The sequence below is a fragment of the Sphingopyxis witflariensis genome, from assembly GCF_002205635.1.
GTDB lineage: Bacteria > Pseudomonadota > Alphaproteobacteria > Sphingomonadales > Sphingomonadaceae > Sphingopyxis > Sphingopyxis witflariensis.
Genome location: NZ_NISJ01000020.1, coordinates 1 through 20,723, shown reverse-complemented (window position 1 = coordinate 20,723; position 20,723 = coordinate 1). Strand labels below are relative to the sequence as shown.

Here is a 20,723-nt window from a genome sequence, read left to right as displayed (position 1 = left end):
CGATGTCAACGAGAGGGACCCCGGTGCCGCTCGACGCCGTAATCGATCCTGATCCTTACCCAACTGCCCACCAGCGGTCGTCCGCCGACGCGCGGAGGCCGTACCTGGAACGCCCATGCTGCGGCAAGCACGGCGCGATTGATCTGCGACCCGTTCGGATATTCGTCGAGCCCGACGCAATCCTCGACACGATAATCCGGGGCTGTGCGGCAGGCAATCAGTCCCCAGCCGGGCCCGCTGGCGGTGGACAAATAGCCGCGCAGTTCGTCGTCTCTCGGCTCGCGATACCAGGCCGCCGCATAAAGCGGTTCGCCATTGGGGGCCGTTCCCACCCGTTCCGTATCGCGGGAGGCGGAGGAGCGGCTTCTGTCCGGTGGTCCATATACTTGCCCGCCAGAGGGGCGAACGGCGACCCGGGGCGGCTCCGGCGACGGTGGCCGTTCGCTTGGCGTCGGGATTGTCGGCGGGGGTAGCTGTTCAGCGGCCTGCGGAGGCAGCGGTTCCTGGGGTGCTGGCTGTGGCGGTACGGGCTGCTCTTTGGCCTGCTCGCGTTCCGCGCTGCTCGGTTTGGGTGCTTCCTCCGAAATCTCGGTGGCCTCGAGGCTCACCACGCTGACGCGCTCCTCCTTATGGTCAGGCTGACTTTCAAAGCCAAAGGTGAGCAGCAGGAGGAGCAGGAGTCCCGGGATCAGGACGGCCAGGCTTATGGCAAGCGTGCGGCGCCCCGCCCCGATGCTGAGCTGTTCGACATAGGGAGTGGCTGGAACAGGGCTCAGCTGAAGCAATCTTTGGTGGCGGCGTCCGCTGGCCAAGGTGCCCGGGGCTACATATGCGATGGATAGTTGGGCGCCAGAGCTTTGACAAGTGCGTGCGCCGATTGATGCAAGAAAGCCGAGGGTCATCGTTTCGCTGCGACCAGCGCGCATGGGCGGTGCCGCAGGCGGTCGTCCGCAACCCTGGTCGCCCGGTCCCGGACTGCCGAGTGGCGATGATGGCGCCGCCATCGCGCGCCGACAGGTCGACCATGCCGCAAGGGGCAACATCAAATTCCCATTGGGGTGTTCGATGCAGGGAAAGGCCAGGAAGACTATGGCAATACGGCTCGAAACCGGCACGGCTTCTTCGCAATGACATTTTTTATTTGATATCAATGTCAATTAGAGAAATATTGTGTGCAGGGGAAACGTCCCCGCCAGCGGTTGAAGGGCCTTTCATATTGCCTTCCGTGCATGGTCACGAACGCGCAATTTGATCGGCTCCGTCAACGCGACGGATTGTTTTCCCAACTCGCTTCTCCGCCGGGGCCGGTGCTAGAACGGCTGCGGTGCTCCACTGATGGGCGCACGGTCTCGTGCGCCCATATTTTTGATGGGCGAGGGACTTCCCACCGGCGGTGTGCCTCGGCTCAGGATATGGCGGGAGGAATCCCGGCCGGGAGCAGGAACAGCGGCAGGATGCGGGCGATCAGGTCACGCATCGCATCATCCTTCTGGCCCAGCATCTCGCGCACATAGGGACCGATCATCGCGTCGCCGAATGCGGTCACCGCCATCATCAGCACCGCCACGCGAACGCGTTCGGGGGCATTCTCATCGGTCGACTGGCCGACGATCGCCTCGACGAGCGATTGCACCGCATTGCGGACGGGTTCGAGATGCTCGACGTCGCCTGACAGGATGATCCATGCCGCGAGGGGCCCCGCGCCGCCCTTGTCAAACGCGTCGAATACCATATCGGCCACAGCGCGCGGCGCGGCGGCGTCGGTCTTGAGCAGTTCGACGACATGATCGAGCGCGACGGTCAGGTCGTTGATCATCGACCCCATTAAAGCCGACTGCAGGCTTGCCGCCGACCCGAAGTGATGCAGGACATTGGCATGCGACATGCCGATCTCGTCGCCGATATTCGACAAGGTGACCGCCGAAGGGCCACCTTTCAGCAAAAGTCCCCGTGCCGCCGCCAGACCTTCCTCGCGCACTTCGGGGCCCAGACGCTTGCGCCGCTTGATGCGCGGTTGCGCTTGATTGTCCATTGTCTCTATTCCTTGTCGCGGCTCCACCCCTGAGCCGTTTGGCGGGCTTTAGCGCAAAGCGCGCAAGAATCATAATGTAACTGTATATCAAAATGAGCGCCGGAATGTTTTGAAAAGCCATGAAAATCACGGCTTGCACCCTTTGCGATGCATCAATATATACATTGATGTTAATGTAATTGATTCGCTGTGAGGTATGCCATGTCCCATTCTCTCCCTACGCCCCACGACCTCAGGATCGAAAAACGCGACCTGAAGTTCGGACGCGAAATGCCGCCGCCGCGCTGGTGGCACGGCGGCGATCCCGGCCGCACCGCCTTTTTCAACGCATTGTCCTCGACCTTTCCGGTGGGGGAGAAGTTTTTCATGACGGCGGTGCGCCATTATCGTGATGGCGCGCCGCAGCCGCTGCGCAGCCAGATCGACGATTTCCTCTATCAGGAATCGATGCACACGCGCGAACATGTGGTGTTCAACCGCCAGGCGGAGGATGCCGGTTTCGACATTGCGCCGCTCGAGGAGCGCGCCCGCCGCACCATCGCCTGGGCCAAGCGGCGTTCGCCGATCCAGCAGCTCGCGGCGACCTGTGCGCTCGAACATTTCACCGCGACGCTGGCGCATGACCTGCTGGCCGACCCGCGCCAGCTTGAAAACGCCACGGAAGAGACCGCGCGGTTGTGGCAATGGCATGCGATCGAGGAAATCGAGCATAAGGCGGTGGCATATGACACCTATCTGCACGCGACGCGTGACATGCTGCCGCTGCGCCGCTGGCTCAAGCGCAGTACCGTGATGTTCGTCACCTCGATCCGCTTCCACTATGTTCTGTTCCGCGGCATCGCGGACTTGCTGCGGCAGGACGGGCGCAACGACCTCGCGACCTGGCGCGGCTTGATAGCCTATCTTTACGGTCGTTCGGGCTTGATGCGTCCGCTGTTCAGGGAAATGTTCGCCTATATGCGGCCCGGTTTCCATCCATGGGACGCCGACGACCGGCCCTTGCTGGCCAAGGCGCTCGCCGCGTTCGATGTTGCGGCGCCGCGGAGTCAGGCAGCATGAGCCGGTTTGTCATGGCCATCGCCGCCGCAGGCCTGTTCGCCATGCCCGCAACTGCTTCTGCCGCCGATATCACCGGTATCTGGGCGACGGGAACCGAGGGTGGCCGCGTGCAAATCTATCGTTGCGGCGCCGCGCTATGCGGCAAGATCGTCGGCGCCAGCCGGCTGCGTGGCAACCCCGATCTGCGCGACGAGCGCAATTCCGACACCAAGCTGCGCACGCGAAAAATCAAGGGGCTGGTGGTGTTGAGAGGCTTCACCGGTGGCCCGCGCGAGTGGAAGGGCGGCCCGGTCTATGATCCCGAAACGGGCGACGGGGCGCCGACCGGTCATTTGAAACTGCTCGCCGCGGGCAAGCTGGAGCTCAAGGGTTGCGTTGCGGTGTTTTGCCGCACCAAGGTCTGGACGAAGGTCAGCTAGGCGCTGCCGGGCGGGGCGAGGCGGGGCTTAGTCTCCGCCCCGCCGGGCGGCCTAAAGCGGCGTCGGGTCCAGCCCGAATTGTGCGAAGGTGAAGGCGTGGCGTTCGTCGGAGGGCAGGGCGGCAAAGGCCGTCATCTGCCCGCCTTCGAAGCGAAAATGCCATGTCTGCTCGATCTTCGGCGCCGGTGCGGCAAAGCTCGCAGGGTCGAACAGCGCGACATTGGCGCGGTGGGCGGGATCGCGCACCGAGGCATAGCGGATCGCCTGCGCCGCGATCGCGCGCGCCCGGCCGGCGAAATCCTGACACGCATCATATCCCTGCGGTGCCATCCAGTGCGCCGCATGATCGGACAGTGGCGGCAGGGTGAGGTCGATCAATTGCGCGATCTGGACCGGCACGCTGATCGCCGAATGTTCGACGACGGCCGACGGCGGCTGGAAGCCCGGCGACCGCGAGAAAAAGAGCAGACGCCAATAAGCGGTTTCGGCGACCGCGACCGCAACCTGTTCCGAAGCATAGAAAATGCCCGGCCGCTCGCCTGCCCGGCGAAACCGCGACGCCTTCATATGGCCATAGCGAAAGGGTGTCGCGAGCAGATAGTGCAGGCCGCGCGCCGCGGGCGGCAGCATCGGCTTCACCTCCTCGACCAACTGTTCGAGGATCGCCTGGTCGACGGTGCCGCTGGCGAGGCGATTGGTCGAGATGCGGTGCTGTGCCTCGACGAGCCGCCACAGCTTTGCGCGATAGGGGCGGAAATGCTCCGGGCCCGGAACGGGCGCCGGATCAGACCTGGGCGCGATAGTCATCGACATAATCCGTCACGTCGCAAAGGCCGCGAATGCTGCGGATAAGGTCGATCGGACGCGCGTCCAGGTCGAGGTTCGCGGTCTTGAGCCACGATATCGCGGCGCGATCGTCGCTTCCCATCAGGGCATCGAGGCTGCGGAACAGGCGGATCAGATATTGGCCAAGCTCGAACGCCTTGCCCGACCGGTCGAGCTGGAAGCCGCCCGAGCGGAGCCGCGACGCGGTTGCGGGCGACAGGCCCAATATCGCGCCGAGCTGTTCGTTGGTCAGTTGCCAGCAACCGGCGACGCGTACCACGGCCTCCGAAAGGACGCGGTTCTGATTGGTTTCGGGAGCAAATTGCGCGGTAGCCATGATCATTCCTTTGAATGAAAATATCACATATCATTCATAAGAACGATCTTGCCCTTTTGCAAGGGGAGGCGGTTCGTCGCGAAATGACCTGCTCGCCCGGAAAAGCGCCATTTCGCTCTGAAATAATCATTCGTCCCCCACTGGCGCCTTTGGGCCCGACTGGTTACATGGGCCGCCACCAAACGAATCGCGTGTGCCGCCCCGAACGCCCGGGGCAGGCGCCGCCCGCACCAGAAAGTGGCCCATATGGAAATCATCACCGGTTTGACCTTCGACGACGTGCTGTTGGTGCCCGGTCCGTCGGACATGCTGCCGTCGGAAGCCAATCTGTCGACCCAGCTGACCAGCGAAATCAACCTCAACATCCCGATCCTGTCGTCGGCGATGGACACGGTGACCGAGGCCGATATGGCGATTTTGATGGCGCAGATCGGCGGCATCGGCGTCCTCCACCGCAATCTGACGGTCGAGGAACAGGTCGCCGCAGTGCGTCAGGTCAAGCGTTTCGAAAGCGGGATGATCGTCAATCCGATCACCATCACCCCCGACGCGCCCTTGTCCTACGCCACCGCGTTGATGGACCAGCACAGGATTTCGGGCATTCCCGTGGTCGAAACCGGTGGCAAGCTGGTCGGCATATTGACCAATCGCGATGTGCGCTTTGCCGCCAACCCCGACCAGCCGGTGCGCGAGCTGATGACCGCCGAGAATCTCGCGACCGTCCGCCCCGGCGTCGGGCAGGACGAGGCGCGCAAATTGCTGCACCAGCGCCGCATCGAAAAACTGCTCGTCGTCGACGATGATTATCGCTGCATCGGTCTGATCACCGTCAAGGACATGGAAAAGGCCGTCAACTTCCCCGACGCGACCAAGGATGGCAGCGGCCGCCTGCGCGTTGCCGCGGCGACCAACACCGGCGATACGGGCGTCGAACGCGCCGAGGCGCTGCTCGATGCCGAATGTGACCTGATCGTCGTCGATACCGCGCACGGCCACAGCAAGATGGTCGCGCAGACGGTCGAGCGGATCAAGAAATTGTCGAACCGCGTTCAGATCCTCGCGGGCAATGTCGCCACCGGCGATGCGACCAAGGCGTTGATCGACGCGGGCGCCGACGGGATCAAGGTCGGCATCGGCCCCGGATCGATCTGCACCACGCGCATCGTTGCGGGCGTCGGCGTGCCGCAACTCACCGCGATCCTCGGCAGTGTCGAAGCCGCCGCCAAGCTGAACATCCCGGTCATCGCCGACGGCGGGCTGCGGACCTCTGGCGATATCGCCAAGGCGCTGGCAGCTGGCGCGTCGAGCGTCATGGTCGGATCGCTGCTCGCCGGCACCGCCGAGGCGCCGGGCGAAACCTTCCTGTTCCAGGGCCGCACCTATAAAAGCTATCGCGGTATGGGGAGCGTCGGCGCGATGGCGCGCGGCTCGGCCGACCGCTATTTCCAGCAGGACATCAAGGATCAGATGAAGCTGGTTCCCGAAGGGATCGAAGGCCAGGTGCCGTTCAAGGGACCGGCTAAGGATGTCATCCACCAGCTCGTCGGCGGCGTGAAAGCCGCAATGGGCTATACCGGCAGCCGCACCCTCAAGGATTTCCAGGAGCGCGCCAAATTCGTTCGCATCACCAACGCGGGCCTGCGCGAAAGCCATGTCCACGACGTCGCGATCACCCGCGAAGCGCCCAATTATCCGGTTGGTTGATGGCCTTCGTCCTTGCGAGGAGCGCAGCGACGAAGCCATCTCCAGCTATCGTAGCGCAACTCCGATGGCCGGAGGTTGCTTCGCTACACTCGCAATGACGAAGAGAAAGAAACCAAAGCTATGACCCCCGCTGCGCGCGTTCAGACCGCGATCGAAATTCTCGACACCATCGCCGCCTCGGCGCGCGAGGGCGGTCCGCCCGCCGACGCGATCGTTGCAGAGGCGATGCGGGCACGCCGCTATGCGGGGTCGAAGGATCGCCGCGCGATCCGCGGCCTCGTCTATGATGCCATTCGCGCGATACGCTTGGCCCCCAAATCTGGCCGGGCCGCGATGCTGACGCTGGCCGCTGCCGACCCCGAAATCGCCGCGCTGTTCGATGGCTCGCCTTATGGTCCGGCACCGATTGTCGGGAATGAGCCCCGCGCCGAACGCGGCCTTGTGGCGCCGCATTTGATGGCGATGTTCGATCCGCTGATCGGCGCCGACGAAACTGCGGTGATGCTCGCGCGCGCACCGCTCGATTTGCGCGCCAACCGCCTGCTCAGCGACCGCGATACGGTCGCCGGGTTGTTCGCCGACGCGCAGCCGATCGCGGGGCTTGCCGATGGCGTGCGCTTGCCGCCCGAAACCGCGGCGGTGCAGGACGCGGCCTATTCCATCGGATTGTTCGAGGTTCAGGACGCGGCGAGCCAGCATGCCGCGCTCGCGCTCGACGCCGCGCCGCAGCACAATATCGTCGACCTGTGCGCCGGGGCAGGGGGCAAGACGCTCGCGATTGCGGCGGCGACCGGCGATCAGGCCGACATTCTCGCCGCCGACACCAACCGCGCGCGGCTTCAGCAACTCGCCCCGCGTGCGCATCGCGCCGGAGCGACCCGCATCAAGACCTTGCTGCTCAATCCGGGGCAAGAGGCGGCGATGCTCGCCGATCGTATGGGCAGCGCCGACCGCGTTATCGTCGATGCGCCATGCTCGGGCTCGGGCACCTGGCGGCGCAGCCCCGAACTGCGCTGGCGGTTGACCTCGGCGCGGCTTGAACGCCATGTTGCCGATCAGGCGAAACTGTTCGACCTCGGCGCCGAACTGGTGGCGCCGGGCGGCAAACTCCTCTATGCTGTCTGCTCGATCATTGCACGCGAGGGGCGGGCTCAGGTGGACGAATTTTTGACCCGGCATCCGGGCTGGACCGTCGACGACGGCATCCTTCCCGATGGGATTGGACGCCCTGCGGGCAGCGGATTTCTGCTGACTCCGGGGCATGATGGCTGCGACGGGTTTTTCCTCGCGCGGCTGACGGCGCCATGTTAGGCTTGGCCGAATGAAGCGATGGGAGAATGCGATGCGCGTCAGTTTTCTGGCCCTTGGGGCTGGTCTTATTCTCGCCAGCATGCCCACGGCTTCCGATGCGCAGCGCGCTGACAATGACATTCTCCCGCGTTCGGCCCTGCTTCAGAGTCAGGGGCTGAAGGCGCAGGAATCGGGTGATCTCAACGCGGCCATCGATTATTATGAATCGGCGCTCACCGCCGACCCGCGCAACCGGTCGGCGATCATCGCACTGGCGCAGGTCGCGCGTGCGCAGGGCCTGCCGGGCAAGGCGATCGGCCTGTATCGCGAGGCGCTGTTGCTCGAACCCAATGACCTTGTCGCGCTGACCGGGCAGGGCGAAGCGCTCGCCGACAAGGGCGCACTCGAACTGGCGCGCGAGAAGCTGGCCGAGGCGAAGCGCGTCTGCGCATCGCAATGCCCGCAGGTCGCCGCGCTGGAAAAGACGATTGCTTCGAGTTCGGAAAAGAAGGTCGTCGCGGCCGAAGCGCTGGTTCCCAAGACGGTCGTTACTACCGGGCAGAATTGATCCGGAATTAGCTTTCCTGACGGAAAAGATGTGGTGGACCGAGTCTGGCGCGACGAAGCATGTCTGCAACCGACCAATTGCAGACGTTCATTAAAAAAGTAATGATCGCCTTGTGACCACCGCTCATCCTTCCCTTATCGCCCTCGGTGTAGCGGCTTTGATGATGAGCGGATGCGACAATTCCGTCGAGCATAAGGTTGGCGACCAATCCTTAAGTTCGGCAGCAGGTGTCGATGGCGCCTCTACTTTCGATATTGCTCCCGCCGAACGTATCGCGCTTCAGCAGCAAGCACGCGCAGGCAATGGGGAGGCCGCGTATAGGCTTGCAGTTTTTTATGGGATGGCGGGAGGAGAATCTGGCCGTGCCGGCGACCCAAGAAATTCGCTGGAAGAAGAGAAGTGGCTGCGGCTTTCAGCAAAGGCCGGGTTCGAGCCCGGTAAGCATTCCTTGGCGGTGAAAATTGGGTCGAAGGATTGCGCTACCGCGCGACATATGATGGCCGAAATCGCGGCGACTAGTAGTGACTCTGAGCTTCGCGAAAATGCCCAGCATTGGCTGGAGGACGACGCCCTTTGCAAATGACAGCAAACGACCAATTGAGAACAATCCAGATCATAGTTATCCTCACCATATGACGGATAATCACTCATTCCTGCCTGCTTCGATTGCCAATCCGGACAAGCGACAAGAGCTCATTCTGTATCTCAAAGACTTGGCGGCAGAAGACCCGGAAGAACTTTGGCGCAATGAGCGCGAACAAGGGCTGGTGTCAGACATCGATCAGATTTGTCATTTTTTCTTCGACGACAATGATTTTGACGAAGGCGCAGTCGGTTATAGTCTTTTGGATGTGAACGAAGTCGAGGCCATTGGTGAGGTGAAGGCCTTGCTGGACGCGATGCTTGTGGACCTACCCAAGGGAGATGACGCAGCATTCGTCAGCCATCACTTATGGCCACGCTTGCGTGCTAAGGCGCAAGAGGCACAATCCGCTTTTGAAGCGCGGAGCTAAACGTCCGCTTCCCACCCCAAAGCGGACGCAGGAAGCTCTGCTAAACCGCCGTGCTCTGCCGTTTGATCAGCCGCGCGGGCAGCACCCGCTGTTCGACCGGGCGGCCGTCGATGCGTGCGAGCAGCGCATCGACGAGCAGGGTTCCCGCGCCCTTCATGTCCTGCATCACCGTCGTCAGCGTCGGCGTGGTCTGGCTGGCGGCGGGGATATCGTCGAAGCCGACGATCGCGACATCCTGCGGCAACCGCAGCCCCGCTTCGGCCAGCGCGCGCATCGCGCCGATGGCGATCAGGTCGCTCGCGGCGAAAACTGCGTCGAAAGACCGGCCGCTTTCGATCAGCGACGTCGCGGCGGCATAGCCCGAATCCTCCGACGACACCGCATCGCGTTGCAGCGCCGGGTCGGGTTCGACACCCGCGGCGCGCATCGCGCGGCAAAGCCCGTCGTAGCGGTCCTGGAATTCGGGCGCATGGTCCGACGCGTCGCCGAGGAAGGCGATACGGCGGCGCCCGACCTCGACCAGATGCGCGCCCGCTTGCTCGCCCGCGCCGACATTGTCCGATCCGACGGTCAGCCCGATACCGTCTTCGGATACCGATCCCCAGCGCACGAACTTTGTCCCCATCTCGACAAGATGCTCTAGCTTGGTGAGGTAAAGCTGATAATCGCCATAGCCCAGCAGGATGATCCCGTCGGAGCGATGGCTGTCCTGATAGGTGACGTGCCAGTCATTGTGCATCTGCTGGAAACTGATCAGCAGGTCATAGCCGCGCCGCGCGCATTCGCGCGTGATCGACCCCAGCATCGACAGGAAGAAGGGGTTGATCATCGATTCGTCGGGGTTCGGATCCTCGAAGAAGAGCAGGGCGAGCGTGTGGGTGCGCTGCGAGCGCAGGCTCGATGCGTTCTTGTCGACGGTATAGTTGAGTTCCTGCGCGATACGCTGAATGTTGGCGCGGGTCGCGGCGCTGACCGATTTGCTGCCGCGCAGCGCGCGCGACACGGTCGGCTGCGAGACGCCCGCCAGATAGGCGATGTCGAAACTCGTGGGCTTGGCCGAGGGCTGGCGCCCCATGTCTCTCTCCCTGATGCCGCGGTCTTGTCGATGGCCGCCGCCTGCCCCGGAGACTAGCGATTGGTCCGGTCTATGCCAAGAATTTGCACAGGCCGGAGTCCCGCCGTTTTCGGCGCTCAAAGCGTTGTATTTCTGCGACAGGGCGCTGCTCCGCATATTATGCGTATACGTATACCCTATGGCGGCGCGGCGTGATTGGTTTCAATTGCGAGGCTCAAGATGGGAAAACCCATATGTTGGAGAGGAGCCTGACGGACGCGCCGCGTCCCCCTCCCGATGCATGGGTCAAGACCACCCGTCCGTGCCAGGGGAGCCACACATGATCTTGCCGAACAATCTCAACCGCGGTGTCAGCGCCATCGCGCTCGGCCTTGCCTTGACCTTCTTGCTGCCCGCAACCGCGATGGCGCAGGACGCGAGCACCGCACCCGTCGATGAAGCACCCGCCGAGGGCGAGATCGTCGTCAGCGGCATCCGCGGCGCGATCAACAATTCGGTTCAGGCCAAGAAGAACAACACCTCGATCGTCGAGGTCGTCTCGGCCGAAGACATCGGCAAGCTGCCCGACCTGTCGATCGCCGAATCGTTGTCGCGCCTGCCGGGCCTCGCGACGCAGCGCCTCGATGGCCGCGCCAATGTCGTGTCGATCCGCGGCCTCGCGCCCGACTTCACCACGACCCTGCTCAACGGCCGCGAACAGGTTTCGGCGAGCAACAACCGCGGCGTCGAGCTCGACCAATATCCGTCCGAACTGCTCAATGGCGCGATCGTCTACAAGACCCCCGACGCTTCGCTGATCGGGCAGGCAATCGGCGGCACGATCGACATGCGGACGGTGCGGCCGCTCGCCTATGGCAAGCGCACGATCGCGGCGGGCGCCCGTTTCGAGATCAACGATCTCGGTAAGCTCAACCCCGACATCTCGAACAAGGGCTACCGCGCCAACATCTCCTATATCGACCAGAATGCCGACGGCACGCTCGGCTGGGCGATCGGTTACGCGCGCATGCAGTCGCCGACCGCCGAGGAACGGTTCAACGCCTGGGGTTATCCCGAGGCGACCGACGGCACGAACACCGCTTTCGTCATCGGTGGCGCCAAGCCCTATGTGAAGTCGAACGAACTGAAGCGCGACGGCGTGATGGCGGTCGTCGAATGGGAACCCAGCGACAAGTTCCACACGACAATCGACGGCTATTGGTCGAAGTTCAAGGACGAACAGCGCCTGCGCGGGATCGAATTCCCGCTCTTCTGGGGCAATTCGACGCTGCAGCCCGGTTTCACCGTCGAAGACGGTCTGGTGACCAAGGGCGTCTGGACGGGCACCGAAGCCGTGATGCGCAACGACGTCGTCCATCGCGACTCGACGATCATCGCGGGCGGCTGGAACGCACAGTTCAAGCCCAACGAGAAACTGACGCTCGAACTCGACCTCGGCTATTCGCGGATCAAGAAGACCGAGGAAAATCTCGAAATCTATCTCGGCACCGGTCGCGGCCAGAACGTCGGCGCGCGCGAAACCGCGCTCGGCTTCGAAATGCGCCCGAACGGCGGGATCATGTTCGACCCCTCGCTCGACTATGCCGATCCCAATTTGTTCGTGATCACCGATCCGCAGGGCTGGAACAGCTGCGGCGGCGCGGTGCCCAACTGCCAGGACGGGTTCGTCAACACGCCGCGCGTCAAGGACCAGCTGAAATCGCTGCGCCTGCAAGCGACGCAGGAACTGGGCGGCGTGATCAGCAGCCTGCGCGTCGGCGCCAACTATTCCGACCGCAAGAAAAGTCTCGACGACCGCGGCTTCGTGCTGACGAGCAAAAATTATCCGGCGAACACTGCGGTGCCTACCGATTATCTCTATGATCCGGTGTCGCTCGACTTCATCGGCATCCCCGGCATGGTCGCGTTCGACAGCTGGCGTTTCTACAATGACGGAAATTATAATCTGACCGACGGTGCGGGCTTTGACCCGGCGCGCGTCTTCAACGATTATACGATCCGCGAAAAGGTGCTGACCGGCTTCGTCCAGGCGAATTTCAACGCCGATGCGGGCAGCACGCCGATCCGCGGAAACGTCGGCGTCCAGGTCATTCATTCGGACCAGACGGGCTCGAGCTTCTATGCGCAGGTCGTGGGCGGCGTGACCCAGTCGACGCCGGTGACCGACGGCGCCAAATATACCGACATCCTGCCGAGCATGAACTTGTCGATCGAGTTCGCCGACAACAGCTTCCTGCGCTTCGGCGCCGCGCGCGTGTTGGCGCGTGCGCGCATGGACCAGCTGAAGCCCGGCGGCGGCGTCAATTTTGATACATCGAAGCGCAACAACACAGACGTCAACGCGTCGCCCTGGTCGCTCGACCTCGGCAATGCGCGGCTGCGTCCGCTGATGGCCGACACGGTCGATGTCGGGCTCGAGAAATATTTCGGCCAGGGCGGCTATGTCTCGGTCGGCGGCTTCTACAAATATCTCGAAAATTACATCTATCGGCAGGTCAATCCGTTCGACTTTACCGACTTCGAGGTCCCCGACGGCGGGACGGTCGGCACGCGCGCCGGCCTCACCAAGCAGTGGCTGAACGGCAATGCCGGGCGCGTCTATGGCGCCGAGGCGTCCTTCTCGCTGCCCTTCGCGAACTTCACCCAGGCGCTCGACGGCTTCGGCGTGCTCGGCAGCGCCTCCTATACGAAGAGCCGCGTGCGCGAAGGCGGCGAGGACCCGATTTCGATGCCCGGCCTGTCGAAATGGGTCATCAACGGAACCGCCTATTTCGAAAAGGACGGCTTCCAGGTGCGCGCGTCGGGCCGCTACCGCTCGAAATTCCTTGCCGAAGTTTCGACGATCAGCCTCGCGCGGGACATGTTCATGGCGAAGAGCGAATTCGTCGTCGATGCGCAGGTCGGCTACACCTTCCAGAGCGGCGCGCTCGAAGGGCTGGGCATCCTGCTCCAGGCGTCGAACCTCACCAACGAGCCGTTCGTGACCTATTACAACAACGACCCGCGCCAGATCCGCGACTATCAGAATTATGGTCGCAACTTCATGGCCGGTATCACCTATAAGTTCTGACGGGATAAGCGGGCCGGGCGGCAAGTCCGGCCCGCTTGTCACGGATACGGACTGGCGAGAGGGAATGAACAGGGTGGGCGACAGTCGCATCACGAAGGTCGTCATCGTCGGCGGCGGAACCGCGGGCTGGATGGCCGCCGCGGCGCTGTCCCGCACGATGGACAATCTGTCGATCCGGCTGGTCGAGAGCGACGAGATCGGCACCGTCGGGGTCGGCGAGGCAACGATCCCGGCGATCCGCCTGGTCAACGCGCTGATCGGCATCGACGAGAATGAGTTCATTCGCGAAACGGGCGGGACGTTCAAGCTCGGCATCCAGTTCCACGACTGGGGCGGGATCGGCGACGTCTATATGCACGCCTTCGGGCAGATCGGACGCAGTCTCGGCATGCTGCCGTTCCAGCAATATTGGCTTCGCGGGCGGAGCGACGGTGTCGCGGGCCGGCTCGGCGATTATTCGCTGAACGAAACCGCGGCGCGCCAGAACCGCTTCGCGCGGCTGCCGCAGATCCCGAACACGAGCCTCGACGGCGTCGCTTACGCCTTTCATTTCGACGCAGCGCTCTATGCCGCCTATCTGCGCAAGATCGCCGAAGCCGCCGGGGTCGAGCGGACCGAAGGCAAGATTGCCAGCGTCCGGCGCAATGCTGAAACGGGTCATGTCGAAGCCGTCGTGCTGGAAAATAGCACGGTGATCGACGGCGAGCTCTTCATCGACTGCTCGGGCTTTCGCGCGCTGCTGATCGAGGAGGCGCTCGAAACGGGCTTCGAGGACTGGACACACTGGCTGCCCTGCGACCGCGCGATCGCAGTGCCGAGCGCAAATGCGGGGCCAGCGCGGCCCTATACGCAGGCGATCGCGCACAAGGCCGGCTGGCAGTGGCGCATTCCGCTCCAGCACCGGACCGGCAACGGCCATGTCTTTTGCAGCGATTTCATCAGCGAGGACGAGGCGACCGCGACCCTGCTCGCCAATATCGAGGGCCGCCCGCTCGCCGAGCCGCGGACGCTGCGTTTCCGGACCGGGATGCGGACGAAAGCGTGGAACGGCAATGTCGTCGCGCTGGGCCTCGCCTCGGGCTTCCTCGAACCGCTCGAATCGACCAGCATCCATCTGATCCAGAATGGCATCGCGAAGCTGCTCGCGCATTTTCCCGATCGCGATTTCGATGCCGCCAACATCGACGCCTATAATCGCCGCGTCCGCTTCGATTACGAACGCATCCGCGACTTCGTCATCCTCCACTATCACGCCAACCAGCGCACCGACTCGCCCTTCTGGATCCGCTGCCGCGAGATGGGCATTCCCGAAACGCTGGTGCGAAAGATCGAGCTGTTCAAAAGCCAGGGCCAGATCGTTCGCGAGGGCGACGAATTGTTCATCGAAATTGGCTGGTTCCAGGTGCTGACGGGGCAGAATATCATGCCCGATGGCTATCATCCGATGGCCGATCAGCTGACGCACGACGAACTGGCGGGCTTTTGCGCCGACATCGAAACGATCGTCGCGCGCACCGCATCGCATTTGCCTGGCCACGAAGACTTTATCGCGCAGCATTGCGCGGCAGGAGTGCCCGCATGAGCCTGTTGGCTTCGATTGTCGCGCTGACCCTCAGCGGAGCCGCGCCGGCCGCGGACTACCGCCAGCGCCCGCCCGAGGATGAAATCATCTATTTCGTGCTTCCCGACCGCTTCGAGAATGGCGATCCGAAGAATGACAAGGGCGGGCTGAAAGGCGACCGGCTCCAGACCGGCTATGACCCGACCGCCAAGGGTTTTTTCCATGGCGGCGACCTTGCGGGGCTCACCAGGCGGCTCGATTACATCCAGGGCATGGGGACGACCGCGATCTGGTTCGCGCCGATCTTCAAGAACAAGCCTGTGCAAGGGCCGAAGGGCGACGAGAGCGCCGGCTATCACGGATATTGGGTCACCGACTTCACGCAGGTCGACCCGCATTTCGGCACCAATGCCGAGTTCAAGGCATTCGTCGACGCCGCGCACAAGCGTGGGATGAAAGTCTATATGGACATCATCGCCAATCACACCGCCGATGTGATCACCTACAAGGAAGATGCGGCCGGAGGCTTCCGCTACCGCAGTCTCGCCGATTTTCCTTATTCGCGGCGCGGCGGGATAAGGGGCGCGTCAATCAATCCGGGCTTTTCCGGCGACCATGTCGCCGATCCCGAAAACTGGAAGAAACTGACCGACCCGGCTTTCGCCTACACGCCCGTCGTACCGAAGGGCGAGGAGCGGGTGAAGGTTCCCGCCTGGCTCAACGACCCGATCTATTATCACAACCGCGGCAACAGCGACTGGGTCGGCGAATCCGCACTATACGGCGATTTTTCCGGGCTCGACGACCTCGCGACCGAGAACCCGCGCGTCGTTCAGGGCTTTATCGACATCTATGGCCGCTGGATCGACGAATTCGGAATCGACGGGTTTCGCATCGACACGGCGAAGCATGTGAACCCCGAATTCTGGCAAGCCTTCGTGCCCGCGATGCTGGCGCGGGCGAAGGCGCGCGGCATTCCCAATTTCCACATCTTCGGCGAAGTCTATGTTGACGCGGTCGATCCGGGCGCGCTCGCCTGGTACACGCACGCGGCGGGCTTGCCCGCGGTGCTCGACTTCGGTTTCGCGCGCGCCGCGATCGATGCCGTGAGCGGCACGAAAGGAACCGGCGAGTTCGCGCGGCTGTTCGACGGTGACGCGCTCTACAAGGGTGGGGCAGGCGCCGCGCAAGAGCTGCCGACCTTCCTCGGCAATCATGACATGGGCCGCTTCGCGATGTTCGTGAAGGCCGCGAACCCTGCGGCGAGCGAGGCCGAACTGCTGCAGCGCGTGATGCTCGGCCACGCAATGCTGCTGACGCTGCGCGGGGTGCCGACGATCTATTATGGCGACGAGCAGGGGTTCGTGTCCGATGACAAGGATCAACTCGCGCGTGAGACCATGTTCGCGTCGAAGGTCGCGGCGTATAACGACAATGATCTGATCGGCAGCGCCGCGACGACCGCGACCGCCAATTTCGATCCCGCGCATCCGCTCTATCGCCATATCGCGACGCTGTCCGAAATCCGGCGCAAGACCCCGGCGCTGATACGCGGCGCGACAAAGGTTCGCGCCTTTGCCGAAAAGCCCGGATTGCTTGCGGTATCGCGCTTCGATCCCGACACCGGCCGCGAAGTGCTGCTCGCCTTCAACACGTCGGCGGCGCCGCTGTCGGCGAATATTGCCATCGATATGAAAAGCGCGGGCTTTACCGCGCTCCACGGTGACTGTCCGGCAAGCCCCGCCGCGCCGGGCAGCCTCCTTCTTTCCCTCCCCGCTTTCGGCACCATCATTTGCCAAGCCAGCTAATAAGCGAAGAACGCGCCACGATGACCCAGCCCCTCGTCCAGAATGCCAGCTTGCCCGCCGCCGCAGAGGTGCCGTGGTGGAAGGGCGCGGCGATCTACCAGATCTACCCGCGCAGCTTCGCCGATTCGAACGGCGACGGGATCGGAGACCTCGCCGGCATCACCGCGCGGCTCGATTATGTCGCCTCGCTCGGTGTCGACGCGATCTGGCTGTCGCCCTTCTACCCCTCGCCGATGGACGATTTCGGCTACGACATCGCCGATTATGAGGGCGTCGACCCGATCTTCGGCACGCTCGCCGATTTCGACGCGCTCGTCGCGCGCGCGCATGCGCTCGGGCTCAAGGTCACGACCGACCTCGTCTTCGCGCACACGTCGGATCAACATGCATGGTTCGCCGAAAGCCGCGCCAGCAAGGAAAATGACAAGGCCGACTGGTATGTCTGGGCCGATGCGAAGCCCGACGGGTCGCCGCCGACCAATTGGCAGTCGGTGTTCGGCGGCCCGGCGTGGACATGGGACGCGCGGCGCGGCCAATATTATATGCACAATTTCCTGGGCTCGCAGCCGCAGCTCAACGTCCACAATCCGGAGGTGCAGGACGCGCTGCTCGGCGTCGTGCGTTTCTGGCTCGACCGCGGCGTCGACGGCTTTCGCATCGATGCGATCAACTTCTCGATGCACGATCCCGAACTGCGCGACAACCCGCCCGCCCCGCCGTCGAACAAGGTCCGTACCCGGCCGTTCGATTTCCAGCAGAAAATCCATAACCAGTCGCATCCCGACATCCCGCTCTTCCTCGAACGCATCCGCGCGCTGACCGATCAATATCCGGGCAGCTTCACCGTCGCCGAGGTCGGCGGCGACGATGCGGTACGCGAGATGAAGCTGTTCACTGCGGGCGAAGGCCGCCTCAACAGCGCCTATGGCTTCGACTTCCTCTATGCCGACCGGCTGACGCCGCAACTGGTGCGCGAGGCGGCCGAACAATGGCCCGATGCGCCGGGGCTCGGCTGGCCGAGCTGGGCGTTCGAGAATCACGACGCGCCGCGCGCGGTGTCGCGCTGGACCCCCGAAGGCGTCGACCCGGCGGCCTATGCGCGGATGAAGATGGCGCTGCTCTGCGCGCTGCGCGGCAATATCATCCTCTACAATGGCGAAGAACTCGGGCTCGACCAGGTCGAGATCCCGTTCGAGCTGGTGAAGGACCCCGAGGCGCTCAAGAACTGGCCGCTGACGCTGTCGCGCGACGGTGCGCGCACCCCGCTGCCCTGGGTGGCGGGCGAAACGCATGCAGGTTTTTCAAGCGCCGATCCGTGGCTGCCGCTGGGCTCCGCGCACGGTGCGCTCGCGGTCGACCGGCAACAGGCCGATCCCGCTTCGCTGCTCAACCTCACGCGCCATCTGGTCGCGCAGCGCGCCGCGCACCCGGCGCTGCGGCTCGGCCGCGACGCGCGCTGGATCGCCGAGGGCGACCTGCTCGGTTTCGATCGGATCGCGGACGGCGAGCATATCCGCTGCCTCTTCAATCTCGGCGGCGCGACGATCGATATCGCTGACCATGGGAAGGGCGGCGCGCCCGTCGCTGCGCTCAACGGCGCCGATCCGGCGCATCTGCCGCCGTGCGGCGCTCTCTGGCTGAAACTCGAAGGAACAAATTGATGCGTAGCCTGTTCGCCGCCCTCCCGCTGCTCGCCATGGCAGCGGCGCCCGCCTTTGCGCAGGACGCACGGTCCGAGCAGACGGCATCGTCGCCGGACGGCGGCATCGTGCTGACTGTTTCGACCGACAATGACCAGCGGCCGACATGGTCGCTGTCGCGCAGGGGCAAGCTGCTGATCGCGCCGTCGAAGCTGGGTTTTATCCTCGCCGACCGCATCGGGCTGCAACGCGGTTTTGCGATCGAAAGCGTCGAGCGCGCCAGCGGCGACACGCGCTGGGAACAGCCATGGGGCGAGCGCCGCTTCGTGCGCGACCGGCACAATGAACTGCTCGTCCGCTTCCGCCAGAACGAGAGCTGGGGCGGCCATGCGATGAACGTCCGCTTCCGCCTGTTCGACGACGGCATCGGCTTCCGCTACGAACTGCCCGAGCAGGCGGGGCTCAAGACCGCGAAGATCGTCGACGAAATCACCGAATTCGACATCGCGCCCAAGGGCACCGCGTGGTGGATCACCGGTGGCGAGTGGAACCGCTACGAGCAAATCTACCAAAAAACGCCGATCGATGCGGTCGCGACCGCGCACACGCCGATCACGATGCGCCTCGACGACGGGACGCATCTGGCGTTCCACGAAGCGGCGCTCGTGGACTATGCCGGCATGTGGTTCAAGCGCGCCGAGGGACAGAAGTTCCGCGCCACGCTGTCGCCATCCTCGAAGGGCGCGCGCGTCGTGCGCGACCTGCCGTTCGCGACGCCATGGCGGACGATCCGGATCGCCGACAGCGCTGCGGGGCTGGTCGAAAGCGACCTCGAACTCAACCTCAACGAACCGAACAAGCTGGGCGACGTCAGCTGGTTCAAGCCGATGAAATATATCGGCATCTGGTGGGGGATGATCCGCGGCGACTGGAGCTGGGCCGAGGGCCCCAAGCATGGCGCAACGACCGAGCGGACGAAGCAATATATCGACTTCGCCGCGAAACACGGCTTCGGCGGCGTGCTCGTCGAGGGCTGGAACAAGGGCTGGAACGGCAATTGGTTCGGTCATGGCGACGAATTCAGCTTTACCGAGGCAACACCAGACTTCGACTTGAAGGCGGTCACCTACTATGCGCGCAAAAAGGGCGTCCAGCTGATCGGCCATCATGAAACCGGCGGCAATATTGCGGTCTATGAAGAGCAGCTCGACGACGCGATGAAGCTCTATGGGCAGCTCGGCGTCGGCACGGTCAAGACCGGCTATGTCGCCGATGCCGGCGGGATCATTGCGCCCGGCGCCACGCCCGGGACCACTGCGATGGAATGGCACGACGGCCAGCGCCAGGTGCAGCATCATCTAAAAGTCGTCGAAACCGCGGCGAAATATCACGTCGCGGTCAATCCGCACGAACCGATCAAGGATACGGGCCTCCGCCGCACCTATCCCAATTGGGTTGCGCGCGAAGGCGCGCGGGGCATGGAGTATAACGCCTGGGGGGCCTTCGCAAACGGCCCGGACCATGAGCCGACGCTCGTTTATACGCGGATGCTGTCGGGGCCGATGGACTTCACGCCGGGCGTGCTGAGCCTCGAGGGCGCGAACAAGGCGCCGCTCGCCTCGACGCTCGCAAAGCAGCTCGGGCTATATCTCGCCATCTATTCGCCGATCCAGATGGCCGCCGATTTCATCGAGAATCTGGAAGCGCATCCGCGTGAGCTGGAGTTCATAAAGCAGGTTCCGGCCGATTGGTCCGAAAGCCGCCTGATCGCGGGCGAGGTCGGCGATTATGCGATCTTCGCGCGCAAGGATCGCAGCAGCGCCGACTGGTATGTCGGCGGGGTCAACAATGCGACCGAACGCACGCTGACGCTGAGCTTCGATTTCCTCGAGCCGGGAAAAGCCTATACCGCAACGATCTATAAGGATGGCGATGGCGCCACCTATCTGACCGACACGCGGCACCGCATCGCCCATGAAACGATCCGGATGAAGAAGGGCAATAGCTACAAGCTTTGGCTCGCACCTGGCGGGGGGGCCGCGATGCGGCTTTCACCAGGCTGACGCAGCACCTCGCAGAGCCGCCGATACTCTAAATCTTCTAGTCGCGACCTACGTCTATCGGCCGAGGCGGTAGATTTGCGCCCCAGCGTCCGCTTCAATCACTATCCGTCCCGAAAGCAGACGGTCTTCAAACGTTGAGAGTTTCAGACGCCGCTAGGCGTCAGAAAGTCTTCGATGCCCGAACCGCGGGGAGCATGGACTGAGCTATGGGGAAAGCGGTTTTGCGCAGGTCGTGGTGCTGGCCGTTGCTGCCCAAAAT

At 63.5% G+C, this 20,723-nt stretch carries 17 protein-coding genes; 12 read left to right on the top strand and 5 right to left on the bottom strand.

Annotated features, from left to right (window positions below):
• Window positions 1-5: 5 nt before the first annotated feature.
• Both CDQ91_RS21790 and CDQ91_RS20260 read right to left on the bottom strand, forming a co-directional pair.
• Complete coding sequence (locus CDQ91_RS21790; RefSeq protein ID WP_237246088.1) at window positions 6-332, bottom strand: hypothetical protein; 327 nt, start codon at window positions 330-332, stop codon at window positions 6-8.
• 1,073 nt (window positions 333-1,405) lie between these two features.
• The gene (locus tag CDQ91_RS20260; protein ID WP_088474519.1) at window positions 1,406-2,032 is read right to left on the bottom strand and encodes a TetR/AcrR family transcriptional regulator; all 627 of its coding nucleotides are present in this window, start codon (window positions 2,030-2,032) and stop codon (window positions 1,406-1,408) included.
• Window positions 2,033-2,233: 201 nt separating this feature from the next.
• On the opposite strand from CDQ91_RS20260, the gene CDQ91_RS20255 reads away from it, so the two are divergent.
• Window positions 2,234-3,091 carry a metal-dependent hydrolase gene (locus CDQ91_RS20255; protein WP_088474518.1) on the top strand — a complete coding sequence of 286 codons (858 nt, stop codon included), beginning with the start codon at window positions 2,234-2,236 and terminating at the stop codon, window positions 3,089-3,091.
• Window positions 3,088-3,510: a DUF2147 domain-containing protein gene (locus CDQ91_RS20250; RefSeq protein ID WP_088474517.1), complete on the top strand. Its 423-nt coding sequence runs from the start codon at window positions 3,088-3,090 to the stop codon at window positions 3,508-3,510. The genes CDQ91_RS20255 and CDQ91_RS20250 overlap by 4 nt, the downstream gene beginning before the upstream one ends.
• A 51-nt stretch (window positions 3,511-3,561) precedes the next feature.
• On the opposite strand, the gene CDQ91_RS20245 is transcribed toward CDQ91_RS20250, so the two are convergent.
• Together CDQ91_RS20245 and CDQ91_RS20240 are read right to left on the bottom strand one after the other, a co-directional pair.
• The gene (locus CDQ91_RS20245) at window positions 3,562-4,317 is read right to left on the bottom strand and encodes an RES family NAD+ phosphorylase (protein WP_237246087.1); all 756 of its coding nucleotides are present in this window, start codon (window positions 4,315-4,317) and stop codon (window positions 3,562-3,564) included.
• Window positions 4,295-4,672, bottom strand: coding sequence for an MbcA/ParS/Xre antitoxin family protein (locus CDQ91_RS20240; RefSeq protein WP_088474525.1), 378 nt, complete (start codon window positions 4,670-4,672; stop codon window positions 4,295-4,297). The genes CDQ91_RS20245 and CDQ91_RS20240 overlap by 23 nt, the downstream gene beginning before the upstream one ends.
• 246 nt (window positions 4,673-4,918) lie before the next feature.
• Between CDQ91_RS20240 and guaB the strand changes: the two genes are divergently transcribed.
• The 5 genes from guaB to CDQ91_RS20215 all read left to right on the top strand — a co-directional run bounded on the left by guaB (window position 4,919) and on the right by CDQ91_RS20215 (window position 9,247).
• Entirely contained in the window at window positions 4,919-6,376 is a 1,458-nt protein-coding gene (gene guaB, locus CDQ91_RS20235) for an IMP dehydrogenase (RefSeq protein WP_088474516.1), read from the top strand.
• Between the two features lie 120 nt (window positions 6,377-6,496).
• Window positions 6,497-7,687 (top strand): RsmB/NOP family class I SAM-dependent RNA methyltransferase, encoded by a 1,191-nt coding sequence (locus CDQ91_RS20230; RefSeq protein WP_088474515.1) that lies wholly within the window; start codon window positions 6,497-6,499, stop codon window positions 7,685-7,687.
• Window positions 7,688-7,718: 31 nt separating this feature from the next.
• A complete protein-coding gene (locus tag CDQ91_RS20225; RefSeq protein ID WP_088474514.1) occupies window positions 7,719-8,234 on the top strand; it encodes a tetratricopeptide repeat protein in 516 nt (171 codons plus the stop codon).
• A 112-nt stretch (window positions 8,235-8,346) separates the two neighbouring features.
• Window positions 8,347-8,817, top strand: a complete 471-nt coding sequence (locus tag CDQ91_RS20220) for a hypothetical protein (protein ID WP_088474321.1) — start codon at window positions 8,347-8,349, stop codon at window positions 8,815-8,817.
• A 49-nt stretch (window positions 8,818-8,866) separates the two neighbouring features.
• The gene (locus CDQ91_RS20215) at window positions 8,867-9,247 is read left to right on the top strand and encodes an SCO4402 family protein (RefSeq protein WP_088474322.1); all 381 of its coding nucleotides are present in this window, start codon (window positions 8,867-8,869) and stop codon (window positions 9,245-9,247) included.
• A 40-nt stretch (window positions 9,248-9,287) separates the two neighbouring features.
• On the opposite strand, the gene CDQ91_RS20210 is transcribed toward CDQ91_RS20215, so the two are convergent.
• Complete coding sequence (locus tag CDQ91_RS20210; RefSeq protein ID WP_088474513.1) at window positions 9,288-10,322, bottom strand: LacI family DNA-binding transcriptional regulator; 1,035 nt, start codon at window positions 10,320-10,322, stop codon at window positions 9,288-9,290.
• A 319-nt stretch (window positions 10,323-10,641) separates the two neighbouring features.
• Here CDQ91_RS20210 and CDQ91_RS20205 point away from each other — a divergent pair, with 319 nt between their 5' ends.
• From CDQ91_RS20205 to CDQ91_RS20185, 5 genes are all read left to right on the top strand, one after another.
• Complete coding sequence (locus CDQ91_RS20205) at window positions 10,642-13,392, top strand: TonB-dependent receptor (protein WP_088474512.1); 2,751 nt, start codon at window positions 10,642-10,644, stop codon at window positions 13,390-13,392.
• Between the two features lie 73 nt (window positions 13,393-13,465).
• The gene (locus tag CDQ91_RS20200; protein ID WP_272897628.1) at window positions 13,466-14,974 is read left to right on the top strand and encodes a tryptophan halogenase family protein; all 1,509 of its coding nucleotides are present in this window, start codon (window positions 13,466-13,468) and stop codon (window positions 14,972-14,974) included.
• Complete coding sequence (locus tag CDQ91_RS20195; RefSeq protein WP_174688532.1) at window positions 14,971-16,761, top strand: alpha-amylase family glycosyl hydrolase; 1,791 nt, start codon at window positions 14,971-14,973, stop codon at window positions 16,759-16,761. Before CDQ91_RS20200 ends, CDQ91_RS20195 begins: the two co-directional genes overlap by 4 nt.
• Before the next feature lie 20 nt (window positions 16,762-16,781).
• Entirely contained in the window at window positions 16,782-18,422 is a 1,641-nt protein-coding gene (locus CDQ91_RS20190) for an alpha-amylase family glycosyl hydrolase (protein ID WP_088474509.1), read from the top strand.
• On the top strand, window positions 18,422-20,464 hold the full coding sequence (locus CDQ91_RS20185) for a glycoside hydrolase family 97 protein (protein ID WP_088474508.1): 2,043 nt from the start codon (window positions 18,422-18,424) through the stop codon (window positions 20,462-20,464). The genes CDQ91_RS20190 and CDQ91_RS20185 overlap by 1 nt, the downstream gene beginning before the upstream one ends.
• Window positions 20,465-20,723: the final 259 nt, after the last annotated feature.

Bases quoted from the DNA above. Each gene is read 5' to 3' on its own strand.
- CDQ91_RS20260 (WP_088474519.1), bottom strand. From the start codon at position 2,032: ATGGACAATCAAGCGCAACCGCGCATCAAGCGGCGCAAGCGTCTGGGC.
- CDQ91_RS20255 (WP_088474518.1), top strand. From the start codon at position 2,234: ATGTCCCATTCTCTCCCTACGCCCCACGACCTCAGGATCGAAAAACGC.
- CDQ91_RS20250 (WP_088474517.1), top strand. From the start codon at position 3,088: ATGAGCCGGTTTGTCATGGCCATCGCCGCCGCAGGCCTGTTCGCCATG.
- CDQ91_RS20245 (WP_237246087.1), bottom strand. From the start codon at position 4,317: ATGACTATCGCGCCCAGGTCTGATCCGGCGCCCGTTCCGGGCCCGGAG.
- CDQ91_RS20240 (WP_088474525.1), bottom strand. From the start codon at position 4,672: ATGGCTACCGCGCAATTTGCTCCCGAAACCAATCAGAACCGCGTCCTT.
- guaB (WP_088474516.1), top strand. From the start codon at position 4,919: ATGGAAATCATCACCGGTTTGACCTTCGACGACGTGCTGTTGGTGCCC.
- CDQ91_RS20230 (WP_088474515.1), top strand. From the start codon at position 6,497: ATGACCCCCGCTGCGCGCGTTCAGACCGCGATCGAAATTCTCGACACC.
- CDQ91_RS20225 (WP_088474514.1), top strand. From the start codon at position 7,719: ATGCGCGTCAGTTTTCTGGCCCTTGGGGCTGGTCTTATTCTCGCCAGC.
- CDQ91_RS20215 (WP_088474322.1), top strand. From the start codon at position 8,867: ATGACGGATAATCACTCATTCCTGCCTGCTTCGATTGCCAATCCGGAC.
- CDQ91_RS20210 (WP_088474513.1), bottom strand. From the start codon at position 10,322: ATGGGGCGCCAGCCCTCGGCCAAGCCCACGAGTTTCGACATCGCCTAT.
- CDQ91_RS20205 (WP_088474512.1), top strand. From the start codon at position 10,642: ATGATCTTGCCGAACAATCTCAACCGCGGTGTCAGCGCCATCGCGCTC.
- CDQ91_RS20195 (WP_174688532.1), top strand. From the start codon at position 14,971: ATGAGCCTGTTGGCTTCGATTGTCGCGCTGACCCTCAGCGGAGCCGCG.
- CDQ91_RS20190 (WP_088474509.1), top strand. From the start codon at position 16,782: ATGACCCAGCCCCTCGTCCAGAATGCCAGCTTGCCCGCCGCCGCAGAG.
- CDQ91_RS20185 (WP_088474508.1), top strand. From the start codon at position 18,422: ATGCGTAGCCTGTTCGCCGCCCTCCCGCTGCTCGCCATGGCAGCGGCG.